The following is a 17,241-nucleotide window of genomic DNA, read 5'->3' on the forward strand; positions in this document are numbered from 1 at the left end:
TTAAAAATAATTTTGGTTTATTAATAATAGTGTTTTTATCAATTTATGCAGGCTCTGATACTGATTCGAATCGATTTAAAATAAGTTGTTTATTGATGGATATAATTTTATTTATACAAATTTCTTATTGGTATTCAGTTGCAAGAACACTGTCTCATCCAGATGTCCATTAGAGGAATAATTGAGGTCAAAGCCTGAGGTATCCCCACGAATTTAAACCATAAAGCCTTCTCCCTTGAATAGTTGTTCGGCGAATTTACGAATTCATTCTCGCCATAGTTTGAGGGTGATTTTTAAATTCGTAGAAAGTGCTCTTTTGCCCAGAAAAAAAGTGAGAGAGTACTCTGCGTTTTCGAATGCTAGAAGATTGAAAACGATAAGCCAATCCAGCCAGTTCAACAACTTTTCCTAACAAGATAAACACCATAGCGGTCAGTGTTGTCAGTAACACCAGCAACGTCATTCTGGCTAATGTTTTAGTGTGGTTATGCTCAAAACCTAAGCACAAATTTTGTGCTTTTCATGTCTCTAAAGCTTTCTTCTATTTGCATTCGTGTCTGATAAACCTTCACGCTTTTCTTGGTGAATGAGCTATTTTTTGGCAGCGATGACACTAACAGCCACGGTTCCTATGCTCCACGGGCGGCGGTTAATGAGGTTTTTGATGCTTTCGTGGAGCCGTCTTGGTTTAAAGCATGCCGACCTTTTGGCTTTCCTTTGTAATAATTGGGGTCAGAGTTAAATTAAATTTACTCTCTCATACTCTCTAGCAATTTAACAAGACATCCACCTTAAGTTCTTAACCTTTTCAATAAGTTAGAATCCTTTACTTCTTCCAAAAAGAATTTAATAAGACACACACCTTAAGTTCTTAATATTTTCAATAAGTTAGGACCCTTTAACTTCTTCCAAGGCTCAATCCTGTGATTGAGCTTTTTTGTTTGCCCAGCGAAGCTGGCAAACCCATCAGGTTGAAAGAAACCTGTCTAATAATTGCATAAATCAACAGATGCTAAAGTCATCATCCTGAAGCTGTTCTTCTTTTTCAGAGATAACAAAGTTAGTCATAAAGTTGTAGTCAAATTTTGATATATTCAATGCTGTGAGTTATTACTAAAAATTTACATGGATGGATAAAATTATGGATATGAATGTGTTGCTTGCTTTTTTAACAGCATCATTCCTTGTTAGTATGTCCCCTGGCGCAGGTGCTGTAAACACAATGAACAGTGTAGTCAATCATGGTTTTCGCTCTACAATACCAACCATTTTAGGCTTAGAAGTTGGGTATGGTATACAAATACTTGTTGTAGCAGTGGGCTTGGGTGCTATTCTTGCCTCTTCGAATGTTCTATTTTCTGTTATTAAATGGATTGGGGTCGGGTACTTAATTTGGTTGGGTATCCAAAAATGGATTTCAAATCCTACTTTTAATCCCGAGCATGAATATAGTAGCTCAAATATGAAACTATTTTGGCAATCAGCTCTTGTTAATCTCACCAATCCTAAAGCTACGGTTTTTCTTGTTGCCCTACTACCTCAATTTTTATCTAGCGATACATCAACCCATCCGACACAGCTATTAATCATGGGAACAACCCTTTTAGTAGTCGATGTTATCGTAATGCTTTGCTATGCATCTCTTGCAAGTAAATTTCAGAGGTTTATTACCTCAGACAAACGTATGAGAATAACAAACCGGATATTTGGATCTTTTTTTATACTAGCCGCACTGTTACTTTCCAGTTTCAAAAAAGCTACATAAGAATTCAATAGCTTTAGAAGTTCTATAATTATTGAGTTAACTTTACATAAATTGTTATTAATCTTAGTAATATTGGAGTACTGAACAATGTCTTCTGCACCAGATACTAAAAAGACAAACGAACAACCAGAAGATTTACTCCTTCTATTAGAAACAATAAAAGAAGCCGCTTTATTGGCAGGAGAACTCCTTAGAAATGGCTACCCTAAAATTGAACGCATTCGATTCGATCATAAGGGAGCTTCCGATTTTGTCACTGAATATGATAAAGGTGCAGAAGCGCTGATTATCAAACACATAATGTCCAAATACCCTAAAATTGGGTTTGTTGCAGAAGAGTCAGGCATAGTCTTTTCTAAAGATTCTGAATACAAAGTAATAATTGATCCGTTAGATGGAACTAATAATTTTGTGCATGGCATTCCTCACTTCTCTGTCTCAATTGCTGTAGCAAAAAATACTGAGCTTGTTTGTGGTGTTGTATACCAGCCCCTGCTTGATGAAATGCTATCTGCTGCAAAAGGGTTAGGTGCACGTTTAAATGATGTGCTATTAGAAATTAAAGATGCTCGTCCATTCTCTGAAATGTTGCTAAGCACCTGTCTCCCATATAACAACAAGGGAAACCATAAAATTGCAATTTCTCAAATCAATACACTGATGCCATTGGTGGCTGGAATTAGATGCCCTGGATCAGCGGCATTAGAGATCGCATATATTGCACTTGGTCGATTTGATGCTTTTTGGTCTCATGGTGCACAACTTGATCTATGGGATATAGCTGCTGGAATAGTTATTGCCCGTGAAGCTGGTTATTTGGTTACGGACTTAGATGGAAATATTACCCCTGAGGAATGGTCAAGCTTACTCGTATCACATCCAAATAGGCATACACAACTTCTGACGCTCCTAGAAAAAAAATAGAACACTAAATACTTATAAAAAATTAGTCTTTCTCCAAAATAAATCATACTCCCACTCACTTTTCTGTTTTATTTTTATTTTAACTCTTATCTAAGGGCTATCAATTCTATTTCTAATAGCCGTTTAATTTATGAATTTTTCATGTCATATTTATTTCAAACACCTAAAAAACATTATAACAAATTGTTTTATATATATTTTTTATAAAACAATAGTTATTTAAAACATAATCAGATTGTAACACTAAATTCATTAATGACGAATATTGTTTAGTGGCTTAGGTTAATAAGCTTTTCTAAAAATACGACTAAGTAAAAGGATAGAATTATGTCAAATAGAGTAGCAATAATTGGAACCGGTAGTATTGGTATTGATTTAATGTACAAAGTACTCAAATCGAAACAACTGGATTTACGTTATGTAGTTGGTAGAAGGAACGAGAGTCCTGGCATGCGTGAAGCAATGAAACAAAACATAACTGTGTCGAGCAATGGTATTGATTTCTTGGAAGAGAATATTGATGGATTTGATATTGTTTTTGATGCAACGTCAGCAAACTCCCATATTAGTAATGATAAAATATTCGCTCGTAATAACAAATTTGCGATTGATCTCACCCCTGCAAAAATTGGAGACCTTTGTGTTCCAGTAATTAATATGGAGACTTTGGTAAATAATAGAAACATCAACTTAATTACATGCGGTGGTCAAGCATGCCTCCCATTGGCTTATGCGATCAAAAGGTCATGTGAAGAAGTTGAATACATTGAAGTAATTTCAAGCATTTCATCAGATAGTGCGGGGCTAGCAACCAGAGAAAATCTTGATGAATATGTAACAACAACTGAATTTGCCTTAAAAGAGTTTACAAATGCCAAACTTTCTAAAGCAATTCTTAATATCAATCCAGCAACACCACAAGTGTGTATGCAAACAACCTTGTATGCAAAATGTTCTGGAATTAAAAAAGAAGCTCTTAAATTAGAAATACATGATGTGGTCAAAAGAGTAAGAAATTATGTTCCAGGATATAATTTGATCTTAGAACCGATTATTGATGAAAATCAAATCACGTTAGCAGTTCAAGTCTTTGGTGCTGGTGATTATCTACCTGCATATGCGGGAAATCTCGATATTATAAACTCTGCAGCCATATCCATTGCTGAATTCCGATCTCAAATTCCCTCAGAATTAAAAGCAAAATCCTTTATGGAGGAAGAACTAGCATGAATACTAGACACATTACTATAAGTGACTGTTCTCTAAGAGATGGGAACCATGCTCTTAAACATCAGCTCACAAAAGAGCAAATATCCGAATATTGTGAAAAAGCCGATCATGCAGGAATAGATATAATTGAGGTTGGTCACGGTTATGGGCTAGGAGCCTCATCAACTGCATTTGGATTAGCTAAAGTAGATGATGAAACGATGTTATCCATTGCCAGAGAGAAATGCGTAAATTCGAAACTTGGTATCCATTTTGTTCCAGGTGTGGGTAAGCATTCTGAGCTTGAAATGGCAATGGAAATTGGTGTTGATATTTTTAGAATTGCTAGTCATTGTACTGAAGGAAATATTACCCATCGCTCTATTGAGCACATCAAAAAGAGTGGAAAAAAAGTTTTCGGTGTCCTCATCATGTCACATATGGCGGATGCCAAAAGGTTGTTAAAAGAAGCAACAGGAATGAAAAGTGCGGGAGCAGATGGCATAGTCTTAATGGATAGTGCCGGTTATTCCACTCCTGATTTAGTTAGAGAAAAAATATCAACTCTGGTAGATAATTTAGGTATTACGATTGGTTATCATGCTCATAACAATTTGGGGCTTGCAGTTGCAAACTCAATTGAAGCAGTTGAATCAGGAGCATCAATGATTGATGCCACAATCAAGGGATTTGGTGCGGGTTCTGGTAACACTCAGTTAGAGGCCATTGTTGCCGTTCTTGAAAGATATGGATTTTTGATGAATACGAAATTTAAAAATCTCATTGATCTATCAATATATGCAGAACAAAACATCATAAGCAGAGTACCTGACATCAAAGCTATAAATATAATGACAGGAATGCATGGTTTATTTACTGGCTATGGCACCTACATACAAAAAATTTCTTCTGATTTTAATGTTGACATTTTTGAGTTATGTGAACGATTAGCGTCAAGAAAATTGGTAGCTAGCCAAGAAGATATTATCTTGGAAGAAGCTAATAAGCTTGCAAAGAAAATAATATAAAATGATTTGAGTTTTTGTACCAAAATTTGAAAAATCAAATTGTGGTACATTTCATGAAAAAATGGAAGAGGTTCAATATGTTCGAAAGATTAGAGATGATTCCTCCTGATCCAATCCTTACTTTAAATCAAATTTTCAACCAAGATAATCACCCTCATAAAATAGATTTAGGAATTGGCCTATATAAGAACGATTCTGGTACCACACCAATAATGGAATGTGTAAAACTTGCTGAAAAACACGTAGTTCACTCCTCAAAAGATAAGATCTATAAAGGATCGAATGGGTTAGATAGTTTTTGTGAAAACCTAATCGAAATGCTTTTTCAAACTAATATAGATTTAAAAGAAAGTGGAAGAGTATCTGCATTTCAAACTATTGGCGGAACTGGTGCCGTTAGACTCTCCGCAGAAATAGTCCATAGAATCAATATCAACACTGAAATTTGGATAAGTAATCCTTCTTGGGATAATCACAAAGACATTTTTGAACATGTAGGTCTTAAGGTTAATTTTTATCCTTACAAAAGCTCATTTGGTGATTTCAACTATCAGAACATGATTGAATGTATAAGAAAAATACCTCAGGGAAGTATCATAATTCTTCATGGATGCGGACATAATCCAACTGGGTTTGACCTTACGCATGACCAATGGATAGAAGTTATTACACTAATTAAAGAACTAAACTTACTCCCTATTATTGATATGGCTTATCATGGTTTAGCAAAGGGTATTGCTGAGGACAGGAAAGTTATTGATATTTTAGTCAATTTTGTCGATGAATTCTTTGTTACTTATTCTTGCTCAAAAAACTTTGGCCTATACAGAGACAGAGTCGGCGCGCTTATAATTTTTTGCAAAGACAGAAAAAGCACAGCAAAGATAAAATCACAACTGTCTAGGTTAACTCGGCTAAATATTTCAACACCAGCAGCACATGGAGCTTTGATTGTAAATCAAATTTTATCCTCAAAGGAACTGAAAAGTCTTTGGGAAGATGAAATTACACACATGAATACTAGGATCAAGGCTACGAGATGCATGTTAATTGAGGCTGGCAAAAAGCATAATACTCAATACATCTTCGATAACATTTATAATGGAGTTGGCTTATTTTCTATGCTTGAACTAACTCCTGTAGATGTTGAGTTATTACGAAATGAATTTGGAATCTATTTGCTTGAGTCAGGGAGAATTAACGTTTCTGGGTTAAATCATGACAATGTCACTTACTTTGTCTCTTCAATAAAATCATTGAAAAAATAAATAAAGATTAAAATATTTTAAATAATCTTGAAACACATGAAAACATTAATGCTCCTATACAGGGAAAATGGATTTAGTAAATCTTAGTTTCAGATAATAAGTGCGACACTCATAGGTGAATTGAGGTGAGAGGCCAACCATTGATAGTGGTACGTCATAAAAGACAAGGCTAAAGGTGGCAAATTATTTGAACACTTGCGTCAAGGGCACAAAAAATATCGTCGAGGTAAGAACGGTAAACGAGAGACCATCAAAAATGCTGTATCCATAGATGAACGTCCACAATTTAACAGGCCATATATGGACGCTCCGGCTAGGTCAAGCCGCACTTAACCGAATCACTCTTTTCAGGGTGATTTTTTTACTTTCTTATTAACCGATCTTGATCTTTTCTAGCCAATCATCATGAATCAAGGGTCGTACTGACATTTTTCCTTTAGATAAGCTGGCCTATTTATGAAAACATCTTTTGGTTTGTTTTCTGGCCCTAATGAGATGCGTACTTAGCTGTCTGCTCTTTATTTCAAAAGAAACCCACGCGGTTTTAAAAACCTTGTCCTAACCAGACTATTGCTAAGTGCGGACTCTTATTCGAGGTACGCCGCTTTTACATCATGCTTTCATCGACATGGGTAAATCATTTTCAGTTTATCAACGCTTTTTTGCTGATTATCATTAAGCTGGGATCGCTCGATAATCTTCATTTCTCTGAAGCAGTATCCAAGCTAATCGAGCAAGTCGATTAGCAATGGCGACGACGGCTTTGTTTTTTCCTCGACGCTCAACAATCTGTTGAATCCATACAGACAGTTTATCGGTTTTACCTTTTGTTCGGTGCAACAAGGTACGAGCACCGTGAATCAGTTGTTTTCGCAAATACCGATTCCCTCGTTTCGTGATACCTCCAGTCTTCGATTTTTCTCCACTGGCATATTGCTTAGGTGTGATACCAAGCCAAACAGACAATTCTCTTGGAGTGCTGAACTGACACGCGTTGCCTATGGCGGCAAACAAGGCTGTCGCATTGAGAACACCAATACCAGGTAGCGTCATTAATCGTTGGCACAAAGGATGATCTTGTGCGTAGTTTTTTAGTTCTTTTTCAATGGATAAACTTCGTCGACTCAGACTATCAAACTCCTCTTTAGCTTCCGCTAACTGTAATTTCATACGAGACGTTAAACGTGGCTCAGAGGGGTCAAGTAACTGGGAAGCATGCTGCTTAAATCCCGCTAATCCCATCGGAATAATGACGCCGTATTCGCTTAATAAGCCGCGTATCTGATTAACAACACTCGTACGACGAGCAATCAACTTATCTCGAATGCGATGTAAGGCTTGAATATCTTGTTGTTCGACCGTTTTTAGAGGAACGTATTTTAGATTAGGTCGCCACGAGGCTTCGGCAATCGCTAATGCATCATTACGATCATTTTTGTTACCTCGTACAAAAGGTTTTACGTGTTGAGCTGGAATAAGGCGAACTTTATGGCCCATGTCAGAAAAAACACGTGCCCAGTAATGACTAGAATAACAGGCCTCCATCGCCACAATAGACGTTTCTTGATTGGATAATAGACTGGATAATTTGGCTCGTGAGACTTGTTTATTCTGAATAACGATTCGATCAGGAGATAAAATGCACACCTGAAAAACATTTTTTGCTAGATCAATGGCAATGGAATTAAACTTGTTCATCTGGACGCTCCTTACTTAACTGTTGTTTTGAACTTTCAGTTTGGCGCATTGACGCCGTAATGAGGAGCGTCCATCTCATCACACACCTTAAGTTCCAAGGCCATCGGTAGTGGCATTAGGCCATTTAGCGCAGAACAAATTTGGCTTAGAACTGAGTGACATCAACCTCTATGACGGTAAAGAAACCACCAGTAGTTCCTTAGCCGATACGCTGCTTAGCGACGTCAAAGGTGGTGTCGTTGTCGATACAGACAGTAGCGAAGCGGGCAAGATGTATCTTGACGTGAACGGAGAAAGTAAAACCAGCCAAATTGACACCTTGGGTCATGAAGTGCTGGAAACACAAGATTTTCAGGGTAAAGGCAACGGCATCCTCTTTAGCAATAGCGAAGATACTCAGGAAGCTTTGGGTGATGCCTTTGGTAACCAACTGGCTGATCGCATTAACCAAGCCGCGGGTGGGGACTTAGATAGCACCGGAGGCAGTGACTTCAATCAACGACAAGTGGCCAGCTACAGCGTTCAGCAAGGCACCAATAATGCGAATAAAGTTGGCAATGCCGAAGTTGATCACAGGCAGCTTTATGTCGCGGAAGCGCAAGCGATCATAAAAGCAGCGCCTGCTTATGCTAAACAGCGTGGTATCAGTGAAAACAAAGCGAAGACCGAACTTACTCAGCAAGCGTTAAGGCAAGTCGATCAAACTTGGTCAGAGCAGATTGAAGAAAACCCTGAAGCTCGTGAAATGTTGGCCGATATTGCGCTAGAAATTGGGCAAGTTTCTGAAAGTGCATTAGGGCGTGGAAGTCTAGATATTGGTTTTGATACTGAAAGTAGCGAAGCTTTCCAGGCTAAGGACCAAGAAACATTTAATGATACCAATATCAATGCTAGAGAAATTGGCTTGATAGAAAAAGGATGGGGCGGTGAAGCGAACTTCATCGAAAAATATGGCACCAAGAATGGTGAAAAGGCTGTTGATGTTGGATTAGGTGACGCGGCTGAGGAAGCCATTGATTCGGTTCGTGACTTTTCGACTGCTGCGGTTGAGGGCATACAACAAGATCCACTTGGCGTAGCAAAAAATGCAGCAGAAACGGTTGTTAACGGTGTTGTTGATGCCGTTACTTCCCCATTAGATACTTTTGTATTTGAGGACAGTAAAGGCAGTGCTGCAGATAGACAACTGGTTGCTGAACTTCAAGGTAACGCTGAAACAGCCACTAAAGAAGCAGGATCAAATTTAATTGATTCCGTATCTGAACTAATGCCACCGGGTGTTGGGAAAGCAGCCAAAGGGACAACAATCGTTGTCGCAAAAGAAGCCGTTGAGCAAGCTTCGAAAAAAATAGATTATGTTGATACTGACAGCGAAATGATAGGGTTGGATCAACCTACTTATAGCTCAGTTGTACACAAAACCATCGACTCCAATCAGGTTAATCGTGAGATGGAAGTCGCCGGAAATGATGCTGCTTGGATTCCGGATGATGTTGTAAAAACAGAAACCCTACTACCGGGTTACGAACTTGAAATGATTGTTACAGAAGGGCAGTTAACTGCCATTGGTGAGGGAAAATCCGCAATAGGAGGTTGGGCGAGTAAAGATGCTTTATCTGATACTATACAAGAGGCACGAGACTTTACTGCTGTACAAAAAAAATGGAAGAATGAAGATTATAGTCCTCTATACAAAATTACTTTAGAGGTAAAAGAGCCGATTACTGGGCAATCAGGTACTGCGGATGAAATGTACGATACCTTATTGGATAGAACTCTTCCAGGTGGCGTTGAACAGTTTAATTTTGATGATAACAAAGATGCATTTAATAAATTAGATGTAACAGATGCAAAATTATTGGAGCCATAAATGATTACTGATACTGAATCCTTAAATGTTGATGGAAAAGCAGTTAGACGTAATAAAATAGGAATTACTCAAGAAAAAATTTATGGTGCTAGTTGGTTATGTCAAGATAGCTACTATAAGCTAATGTTTAACGAGCCAACCTTTATAAGTTTTGCAGAGGAAGATGAGCTTGTTTTAGTTATGTCTGAAAATAAAAAAGGGATATATTCTGGTATTTTTTTCTATAGTGGTCTTGGTAAGTTTATAAAAGAACTTTCCATCAGCTCTATACCAAAAGAAGATGGAATAGATGGAGATATTACTACCCTGTTAGCTTTGGTAAATAGAGAAAAGCATTTGTATGGCTTTATTTATACCATTGGAAAACGCGACTTTTCTATTGACTTTGATGCTGATAAATTAGAATTTGGATCTGATCTTAAAAGGACTCGCCTTTAAAGGGAAGTGCTAATTCAACTCCGAAGTTCACCACTCCCCAAACAATACTGATTAGGACATCCACCTTAAGTTCTTAACCTTTTCAATAAGTTAGAATCCTTTAACTTCTTCTAAGGCTCAATTCAGCGATTGAGCCTTTTTTGTTTCTCCTGAAAGAGACTAAATTACCAAGGCCATCGGTAGTGGCATTAGGCCATTTGGCGCAGGACAAATTTGGCTTAGAACTGTAATAATTGGGGTCAGAGTAAAATCAAATTTACTCTCTAGCGAATCTTTATTAGTGCTATCCTTTTTTATCTTGAAGTATGAGAGAAAGGAGTTTCCATGCCACGTCGTCCGAGAGTATCTATTCCAGGCTATGCCGAGCACATTATTCAGCGTGATAATAAACGCCAGCCCATTTTTGCCAGCGATGAAAACATTAAGGCTTATGGCTTTTTGGCTTGGTGAATACGCTAAAAAGTTTGAAGTATCGATACACGCTTGGGTGTTTATGACCAACCCTGTTCATTTACTGTGTACACCCAGTAACACAACTTGCGTTTCAAAAATGAAGCCGTTGCTGGGTAGACAATACGTTCGATATTTTAATTATACGCTATCAGCGTACTGGCAACTTATGGGAAGGGCGTTTTCGATCTTGCTTAGTACACGCCCTTCGGGTCTTCCAGAGAAACGGTCTCTCTGTGTTAAGAGTGATTGAAAGGTATTAACATTTCTGCTCACTCTTGCCTTGATAGACAGTTTCTCTGATAAGACAGACGTTCAGAAGACTAATTCGCACCTTCCCTAGGTAAATTCGCTTATTTGAAAGAGATAGATGCCAAGATGCGGCGTTCACCTTCAAACGGTTGACGAGCATGCAATACCGTATGGTTATTGATCCATAGTACGTCGCCTGGCTGCCACTTAAAGTTCACACACAACTCGTCCATGGCTTTTACTAGCTGCTCAAGGGCATTCGCGTCCATTGGCTCACCATTTGCTGTAGTGACAGCTTTTTCCCCTTGATTGCGGGAATCATTCCAGCCAGTGAATACTGCCACAATGGAGTTAAAGAAGGTTTTTTGCTGGGTTTCGTCATCAAAACGAATGCCCGGTAACACACGAGTCTCTGTGCGCACATCACCATTTTCTAGCCATTCCCAATCCATACCGGCTTCGCGCATTTTTTCTTCTGCTTCCGCACGTGTGGAAACGTGGAAGGTATCTTTCCAAGAACGGCCAATGGCAGAAGTGTTGTCAGTGATCTCAGGCATCACGCGAACATAGCGCACGCCTTGTTCTTCGACTTTTCTAGCGAAGTCTGGAGCAACCTCAAAAAATTTCTCACAGATTTCGCCGGAATGCAGAATAGATGTCGCCCCGCCTTTTGCGGCTGAGGTTTCACAGTAAAAGAAAATGTAGCCAGGAGGCGTTGGTACTTGCGCCATTTCGTGGTGGAAGGGGATCTTTTCTGACGCAGGAGACTCATTGGCGGTCACAATACGCGATGCGGTTACTTGAGCGCGAGGCGCAGCACCACCAACGTAAGGCATGTTCTGGTAGTTTGTTTGGTCGAGCATCTTCTCGAATTCGTCTGAGGTTTCAACTGGAAAACCACGGAATAATACAGCCCCGTGTTTGATCAATAAGTCATGAAGCTCAGCTTTGTTGTCTTCGACCCAGTTGAAAAACGCCATTTTATTGCTTTGAACGTCCGAGTTGTGAGGCGTTACCAGCAATGGAAAATCCAACCCATTTACTTGTTTTTGTTCTTCTAGTTTGGAAATTACCACACTCATATCTACTCCCGATTTAGGTCATGGTGTTGTCAGAGATTCATTTATTGATGTGTATCAATAGTAAATGAATTTAATTAACTCTAATCACATGGCTTTTTAAAGTAAATCAATAGTGAATGAATTTTCTCTGAGAAATGCCGTACTAATTCATTAGCTATTGATTTATTTAGTTTTATTTTCTGAAATTAATTTACGCGAATGCGTAACCAGAATCTGTGATTGTGACCGCTTGACCTATTTGAGCAGAGTGTTGAGCGGCTAAACCTATCACCACTGCTTTCAAGCCATCTTCCACTGTGACGTCCACAGGAGCCTTTTCCGTAATGGCTTTGAAGAAGCCAAGGTGTTGGTAAAAAGTCGAGCCATTATGATCGCCAGCGTCCAATAGAGCTGGGTCCACAGGGATGTCGGACTCAATTGGGCCTTTCGGATCGCGTGGGCTAAGCACTACTTTTGGAATCGGAGCAGCGCCTAGGGTTTCTGTCGGCCAGAAGCGTCCCGGGCCAGGGACAAAACACTCTAGTTTGGCTTGCGGGCCAATGGCGCAGATTTCTTCTTGGTAACGGGAGCCTTCTGCAAACATGTTGAGATCCAAGCAGGCGCGTTGGCCGTTTTCAAAATCCACTACGACAAAAGCATTGTCGATGATGTCTGGCGTTTCCCCGTCGTAACGCTCTTCCAGATGGTTGCAATCTTGCCCAGTGGATGCGTAAACGCGCTTTACTTCACCTTGTATTAAAAGGCGCATCAGGTCGAAAAAGTGACAGCATTTTTCCACTAAGGTGCCACCGGTTTGGCGATTGAAACGGTTCCAATCATTCACCTTTTCTAGGAATGGAAAGCGGTGCTCACGAATGTTCAGCATCGTCAGGGCGCCAATATCGCCATCTAAAAGTTGCTTACGGAACTGAGCTACTGGAGGCATGTAGCGGTATTCCATGGCCACCCATACTGGAGCAGGGTGCTTGGCTGCGGCATCGCGGATTTTAGCTACTTGGGTAATATCACTGACGACGGGTTTTTCTACCAAGATAGGCAGAGTGGTGCGCTCAAATAGCGCTAGCAGTTGATTCGCGTGTTGGTAATTGGGCGTGGCAATGATAAGGGCTTCCAGACCGAGATCAGCGTTCAGCATATCATCCAGTGTGTAAAAAAACTGTGCGTCAGGCACTAGTTTTGCGCAGCGTTTTTGCATGTCTTGATTGGGTTCGGTGATCGCGACCACCTGTGCGCCATCAATCAAGGCTAAGTTTCTGAGGTGTTCTTGCCCCATCATTCCGCAACCTAGGATGCCATATCGAACGGAATTGCCCATTTTTCTAACCTCTTGTTTTTATTAAATGTTAGTGCCACCGAGCAACGTAACGACACTTGGCTGGGTTATACCATGTAAACGAAAACTCTTCGATTATGCCTTCGTTTGACCAACTTCTACGATGCACCTTTGGCATGGTTGTTTCTGGAACCAGCTCCAGTTTGTCCGTCACCCACTTAGGTGCGGGGGCACAGTCCACTTCATCTTCCACTCGGCTGATCCAAAAGGAAAAGTGATCCCGATAGTGAAGATAAAGTGACTCGTGCAAATCCTTGGGTTTGAGACTTGGTGCATGGGCGTGCTTGAACCAAATTTGTTCCATGGCGACCAGTTCGCGATTGAGATAGCGAGCTCGTTTGATACACCAAAGCTTGCCATCCGCTTTGACGTTTAATTGGCGCTTCACAAACTCGTCGTCATCAAGCGTGATAGACAAAATATCAGCGGTCGGTACACCGCCTCCTTCTAAGGTTTCCAGATGGAAAAACTGGTAAATAGCGCGGCCACCGGGGGCGCGTTTTACATAGTTGCCTGAGCCTTGGCGACGTTCTAAAAAGCCATCTTCTTCAAGCTTTTTTAGAGCCTTACGAAGGGTGCCAATGGCCACGCCTAATTTGGCTGCAAGCTCAGCTTCTATGGGGAGTCGATCTCCCGGTAACCAATGACCCGCTGCAATCTCGCGATTCAATAATTCGCTAATTTGGATATAGAGCGGTAGCTGTTTTGTCTTATTTTTCTTTTCCACTTTTTCACCTAACCCTGCGCATTATGTATCCTTATCTTACAAGTCAAATGGGCAATTGTAAGTATCTAAAATACTCTAACTGACTGACTTCGCAGTATATGCGCCCACCAAACCAATCATGATTTGGGCGGAGAAAAGAAATATTTAAGGTAATTCATTTACTATTGATTTACATCACAAGAATACATTGTTAGGGTAAATATACAACCACTCGTGACGGTATCGGTTTTTACCGATCTAGAGCGAGGAGCACAAAATAAAAACAAAAATTCTGAGCGTCCTACGGAAGCCAGCAACGCTCAAAATTCGGAGAGAAAAACAATGCGAATGGTTCAAATTGGCAAATCTGACCTGCAATTCAGCCGCCTAGTGTACGGTGTTTGGCGTTTAGCAGATGCTTCTGATGTGTCGCTAGCCCATGTCAGACAGAAGATTGACCTATGCCTTGAGCAAGGCATTACCACCTTCGACCACGCAGATATCTACGGTGATTACGAATGCGAAACCTTGTTCGGTGAAGCTCTAGTTCAAGACCCTAGCTTGCGTCCTAAGATGCAGCTTATTTCAAAATGTGACATCGCCCTGATGTCAGAAAAATTTCCTGATCGCCGAGTGAAGTTCTACGACACCAGTGCTGCATATGTAACAGCCAGTGTTGAGCAGAGCCTGAAAAACCTTCACACGGACTACCTAGATCTGTTATTGATTCACCGTCCTGATCCCTTGATGAATGCCGCCGAAACTGGCGCGGCGTTAGATGCCTTAATTGACAGCGGCAAAGTACGCGCTGTGGGAGTGTCTAACTTTGACGTTTGGGATTGGCGTCTACTGCAAGCCAATATGCGTCATCCGCTCGTAGTCAACCAAGTGGAATTAAGCTTGCTGCAACGAGATGCCTTTACCAATGGTAGCTTGAGCGCTATGCAATTGGATCATCTCACGCCCATGGCTTGGTCGCCTTTAGGTGGCGGTGCCTTGTTTGGTGATACGCCTGAAACTCGCCGTTTGGCACCTTTGTTTGAACGTTTGGCGAAGGAGCAGGGGGCATCTTCTGATCATGTGGCTTTAGCTTGGCTGTTAGCGCACCCAGCTAACATTCTGCCTGTGGTGGGAACCAATAACCCAGAGCGTATTAAAGATCTCTCAAATATCTTGGATATCCAGATTGACCGCGAAACTTGGTTCGAGCTTTGGACCGCGGCAGCCGGACATGAAGTCCCTTAAACGGTAAGACACGATAATAACAATGCGTTTTTGAGGGAGTAACACATGGCGATTCTTAGAATGCTAGTGTCCTGGTTTACCGCCATCAATATGCTGCTGAACCGCGTCGGGCGAAACATCGCTTGGGTGTTGGTGGCAATGATGATCAGTGTGATTTTGTTGCAAGTCTTTTGTCGTTACGTGCTAGGCAACGCCCTGCCATGGCCTGAAGAAGCGGCTCGCGCTTTGATGATTTGGATGATGGCGATGGTGGCTGGGGAAGCCTACCGACGGGGCTCATTCGTCGCTATTGATATGTTCTTAAGTGCTTTACCGGAACGAGCGTCAAGTTTACTTAAATTGGTCTTGCTGCTGGTCGCTGGGGCCGTACTAGTGAAGTTGACAGTGCTAGGTATCGACTTCTTTGATCGGGGGTTTCGCTCTCGAGCGGCGTCGATTCACATTTCTCGTGCGTGGATTTACCTCGCTATGCCGGTGTGCTTTTTCACCTTGCTGTTGGCAAACATCGAGTTATGTCTGCGGGAAATTGGCTGTCTGCTCGGCCATAAGCACTTTGCCCTGCGCACGGAAGTCCGTGCTGATGCGCCAGCCGAATAGGCAGGTCGCAGTTTGATGGTGCTTATTTAGAACAATAATAACAAGAGACGCACATTATGTTAGCTCTGTTTTTACCTTTATTTTTAGTCTTACTGTTGATCGGTATGCCAGTGTTTTTCGCTATGTTGGCGGCGCCTGGTGCCATGCTTTATGTGACGGGCATGGAGCGAGACATTTCTTTGCTGTTCCGTAATATTTATAACGGCATTGATTCCTTTCCCCTGATGGCGATTCCATTCTTTATGCTGGCCGGTGAGCTGATGAATCGTGGTGGCATCACCATGAACCTAGTGCAGTTCTCACAAGCTTTTATCGGCCATGTGCGCGGCGGTTTGGCCCATGTTAACGTGCTTTCAAGTATGTTGTTTGCGGGCCTGTCTGGCTCGGCGGTAGCGGATACTTCTGCTATTGGTTCCATGATGATTCCTGCCATGGAGAAGAATGGTTACAGCCGTAAATTCGCTGCTGCGATTACTGCGGCGTCTTCTGTCATCGGCCCGATTATTCCACCATCTGGCATTATGATTATTTATGCTTACACCATGGAAGTGTCTGTGGCAGCTCTGTTTGCTGCGGGTATCGTGCCGGGAATCATGGTTGGTTGCGGTTTGATGATGATGATCGCTCTGATGGCGAAGAAATACGATTTTCCTGTGGCTGGCCCTAAGTCCACTTGGCAACAGCGTGGCACCGCGACCCGTAATGCTGTCTTCCCGCTGTTTGCACCCGTGATCATTTTGGGGGGCATCATAGGAGGGATCTTTACCCCAACGGAAGCCTCTGCTATTGCGACAGCGTACGCCTTGATCATTAGTGTGTGGGTAATGAAAACCGTTAAGCTGCGTGATCTTCCAGATATTTTCATCAAGGGCGCGCAGGCCTCTGCTGTGGTGCTCTTGTTGGTTGGCTCCGCCATTGCGTTTAAGACGGTGGTGAGCTTGTCTCACAGTGCTGAGATCTTGGCTGACTGGGTACTGACCATCAGTGAAAATCCATTAATGCTGTTGTTCTTGATTAACTTGCTCTTGTTTGTGGTTGGTATGTTCTTAGATGCAGGCCCAGCCATCATCATTCTAGGGCCAATCTTAGGGCCAATCTTTATCAACTTAGGCATAGACCCAGTACACTTCGCCATCATCATGAGTGTCAACTTGACCGTGGGGCTGGCGACACCGCCTATGGGCTTGGTGTTGTTCGTGGCGTCCAGTGTGTCCGGCGAGCGTATTGAAACGATTTCCAAAGCGATTCTGCCGTTCTTGGCAGTGGAGGTCTTAGTGATCTTCCTAGTGACCTTTTTCCCATCTCTATCCATGACCTTACCACGCATGCTCGGATTGGTGGCTGGATAGGTGCAAACGCAAAGCAAAACCATTAAA

At 41.4% G+C, this 17,241-nt stretch carries 16 protein-coding genes and 1 pseudogene; 12 read left to right on the top strand and 5 right to left on the bottom strand.

Going from position 1 to position 17,241, the window contains the following annotated elements:
• Nucleotides 1-256: 256 nt before the first annotated feature.
• Nucleotides 257-463, bottom strand: coding sequence for a hypothetical protein (locus tag MAR181_RS04535; RefSeq protein ID WP_041651166.1), 207 nt, complete (start codon nucleotides 461-463; stop codon nucleotides 257-259).
• Nucleotides 464-1,141: 678 nt separating this feature from the next.
• Between MAR181_RS04535 and rhtB the strand changes: the two genes are divergently transcribed.
• The 6 genes and pseudogenes from rhtB to MAR181_RS18340 form a co-directional block, all read left to right on the top strand.
• A complete protein-coding gene (gene rhtB, locus MAR181_RS04540) occupies nucleotides 1,142-1,765 on the top strand; it encodes a homoserine/homoserine lactone efflux protein (RefSeq protein WP_013795415.1) in 624 nt (207 codons plus the stop codon).
• A gap of 87 nt (nucleotides 1,766-1,852) precedes the next feature.
• Nucleotides 1,853-2,689: an inositol monophosphatase family protein gene (locus tag MAR181_RS04545; RefSeq protein ID WP_013795416.1), complete on the top strand. Its 837-nt coding sequence runs from the start codon at nucleotides 1,853-1,855 to the stop codon at nucleotides 2,687-2,689.
• Between the two features lie 327 nt (nucleotides 2,690-3,016).
• Complete coding sequence (locus MAR181_RS04550; protein WP_013795417.1) at nucleotides 3,017-3,919, top strand: acetaldehyde dehydrogenase (acetylating); 903 nt, start codon at nucleotides 3,017-3,019, stop codon at nucleotides 3,917-3,919.
• Nucleotides 3,916-4,926: a 4-hydroxy-2-oxovalerate aldolase gene (gene dmpG, locus MAR181_RS04555; RefSeq protein ID WP_013795418.1), complete on the top strand. Its 1,011-nt coding sequence runs from the start codon at nucleotides 3,916-3,918 to the stop codon at nucleotides 4,924-4,926. The genes MAR181_RS04550 and dmpG overlap by 4 nt, the downstream gene beginning before the upstream one ends.
• 77 nt (nucleotides 4,927-5,003) lie before the next feature.
• Nucleotides 5,004-6,194 carry an amino acid aminotransferase gene (locus MAR181_RS04560; protein ID WP_013795419.1) on the top strand — a complete coding sequence of 397 codons (1,191 nt, stop codon included), beginning with the start codon at nucleotides 5,004-5,006 and terminating at the stop codon, nucleotides 6,192-6,194.
• A gap of 150 nt (nucleotides 6,195-6,344) precedes the next feature.
• Nucleotides 6,345-6,476 (top strand): annotated as a pseudogene (locus MAR181_RS18340) (IS30 family transposase); the annotation flags it as partial.
• Between the two features lie 393 nt (nucleotides 6,477-6,869).
• Here MAR181_RS18340 and MAR181_RS04565 read toward each other — a convergent pair.
• Nucleotides 6,870-7,892, bottom strand: a complete 1,023-nt coding sequence (locus MAR181_RS04565; protein WP_013795420.1) for an IS110 family RNA-guided transposase — start codon at nucleotides 7,890-7,892, stop codon at nucleotides 6,870-6,872.
• A gap of 109 nt (nucleotides 7,893-8,001) precedes the next feature.
• On the opposite strand from MAR181_RS04565, the gene MAR181_RS04570 reads away from it, so the two are divergent.
• The 3 genes from MAR181_RS04570 (at nucleotide 8,002) to MAR181_RS18660 (ending at nucleotide 10,650) form a co-directional block, all read left to right on the top strand.
• Complete coding sequence (locus MAR181_RS04570) at nucleotides 8,002-9,762, top strand: hypothetical protein (RefSeq protein WP_013795421.1); 1,761 nt, start codon at nucleotides 8,002-8,004, stop codon at nucleotides 9,760-9,762.
• Nucleotides 9,763-10,200 (top strand): hypothetical protein, encoded by a 438-nt coding sequence (locus MAR181_RS04575; RefSeq protein ID WP_013795422.1) that lies wholly within the window; start codon nucleotides 9,763-9,765, stop codon nucleotides 10,198-10,200.
• Nucleotides 10,201-10,524: 324 nt separating this feature from the next.
• Nucleotides 10,525-10,650 carry a hypothetical protein gene (locus MAR181_RS18660; protein WP_281002890.1) on the top strand — a complete coding sequence of 42 codons (126 nt, stop codon included), beginning with the start codon at nucleotides 10,525-10,527 and terminating at the stop codon, nucleotides 10,648-10,650.
• Between the two features lie 353 nt (nucleotides 10,651-11,003).
• On the opposite strand, the gene MAR181_RS04585 is transcribed toward MAR181_RS18660, so the two are convergent.
• From MAR181_RS04585 to MAR181_RS04595, 3 genes are all read right to left on the bottom strand, one after another.
• On the bottom strand, nucleotides 11,004-11,984 hold the full coding sequence (locus MAR181_RS04585) for a TauD/TfdA family dioxygenase (protein WP_013795423.1): 981 nt from the start codon (nucleotides 11,982-11,984) through the stop codon (nucleotides 11,004-11,006).
• A 190-nt stretch (nucleotides 11,985-12,174) separates the two neighbouring features.
• Entirely contained in the window at nucleotides 12,175-13,299 is a 1,125-nt protein-coding gene (locus MAR181_RS04590) for a Gfo/Idh/MocA family protein (RefSeq protein WP_013795424.1), read from the bottom strand.
• A gap of 28 nt (nucleotides 13,300-13,327) precedes the next feature.
• A complete protein-coding gene (locus tag MAR181_RS04595) occupies nucleotides 13,328-14,044 on the bottom strand; it encodes a GntR family transcriptional regulator (RefSeq protein ID WP_013795425.1) in 717 nt (238 codons plus the stop codon).
• A 321-nt stretch (nucleotides 14,045-14,365) separates the two neighbouring features.
• Here MAR181_RS04595 and MAR181_RS04600 point away from each other — a divergent pair, with 321 nt between their 5' ends.
• The 3 genes from MAR181_RS04600 to MAR181_RS04610 are packed head-to-tail and all read left to right on the top strand — an operon-like array spanning nucleotide 14,366 to nucleotide 17,214.
• Nucleotides 14,366-15,268 carry an aldo/keto reductase gene (locus tag MAR181_RS04600; protein WP_013795426.1) on the top strand — a complete coding sequence of 301 codons (903 nt, stop codon included), beginning with the start codon at nucleotides 14,366-14,368 and terminating at the stop codon, nucleotides 15,266-15,268.
• 45 nt (nucleotides 15,269-15,313) lie between these two features.
• Nucleotides 15,314-15,865: a TRAP transporter small permease gene (locus MAR181_RS04605; protein ID WP_013795427.1), complete on the top strand. Its 552-nt coding sequence runs from the start codon at nucleotides 15,314-15,316 to the stop codon at nucleotides 15,863-15,865.
• 56 nt (nucleotides 15,866-15,921) lie between these two features.
• Nucleotides 15,922-17,214, top strand: coding sequence for a TRAP transporter large permease (locus MAR181_RS04610; RefSeq protein WP_013795428.1), 1,293 nt, complete (start codon nucleotides 15,922-15,924; stop codon nucleotides 17,212-17,214).
• The last annotated feature ends 27 nt before the right edge of the window (nucleotides 17,215-17,241 follow it).

It is taken from the genome of Marinomonas posidonica IVIA-Po-181, from assembly GCF_000214215.1.
Lineage (GTDB): Bacteria > Pseudomonadota > Gammaproteobacteria > Pseudomonadales > Marinomonadaceae > Marinomonas > Marinomonas posidonica.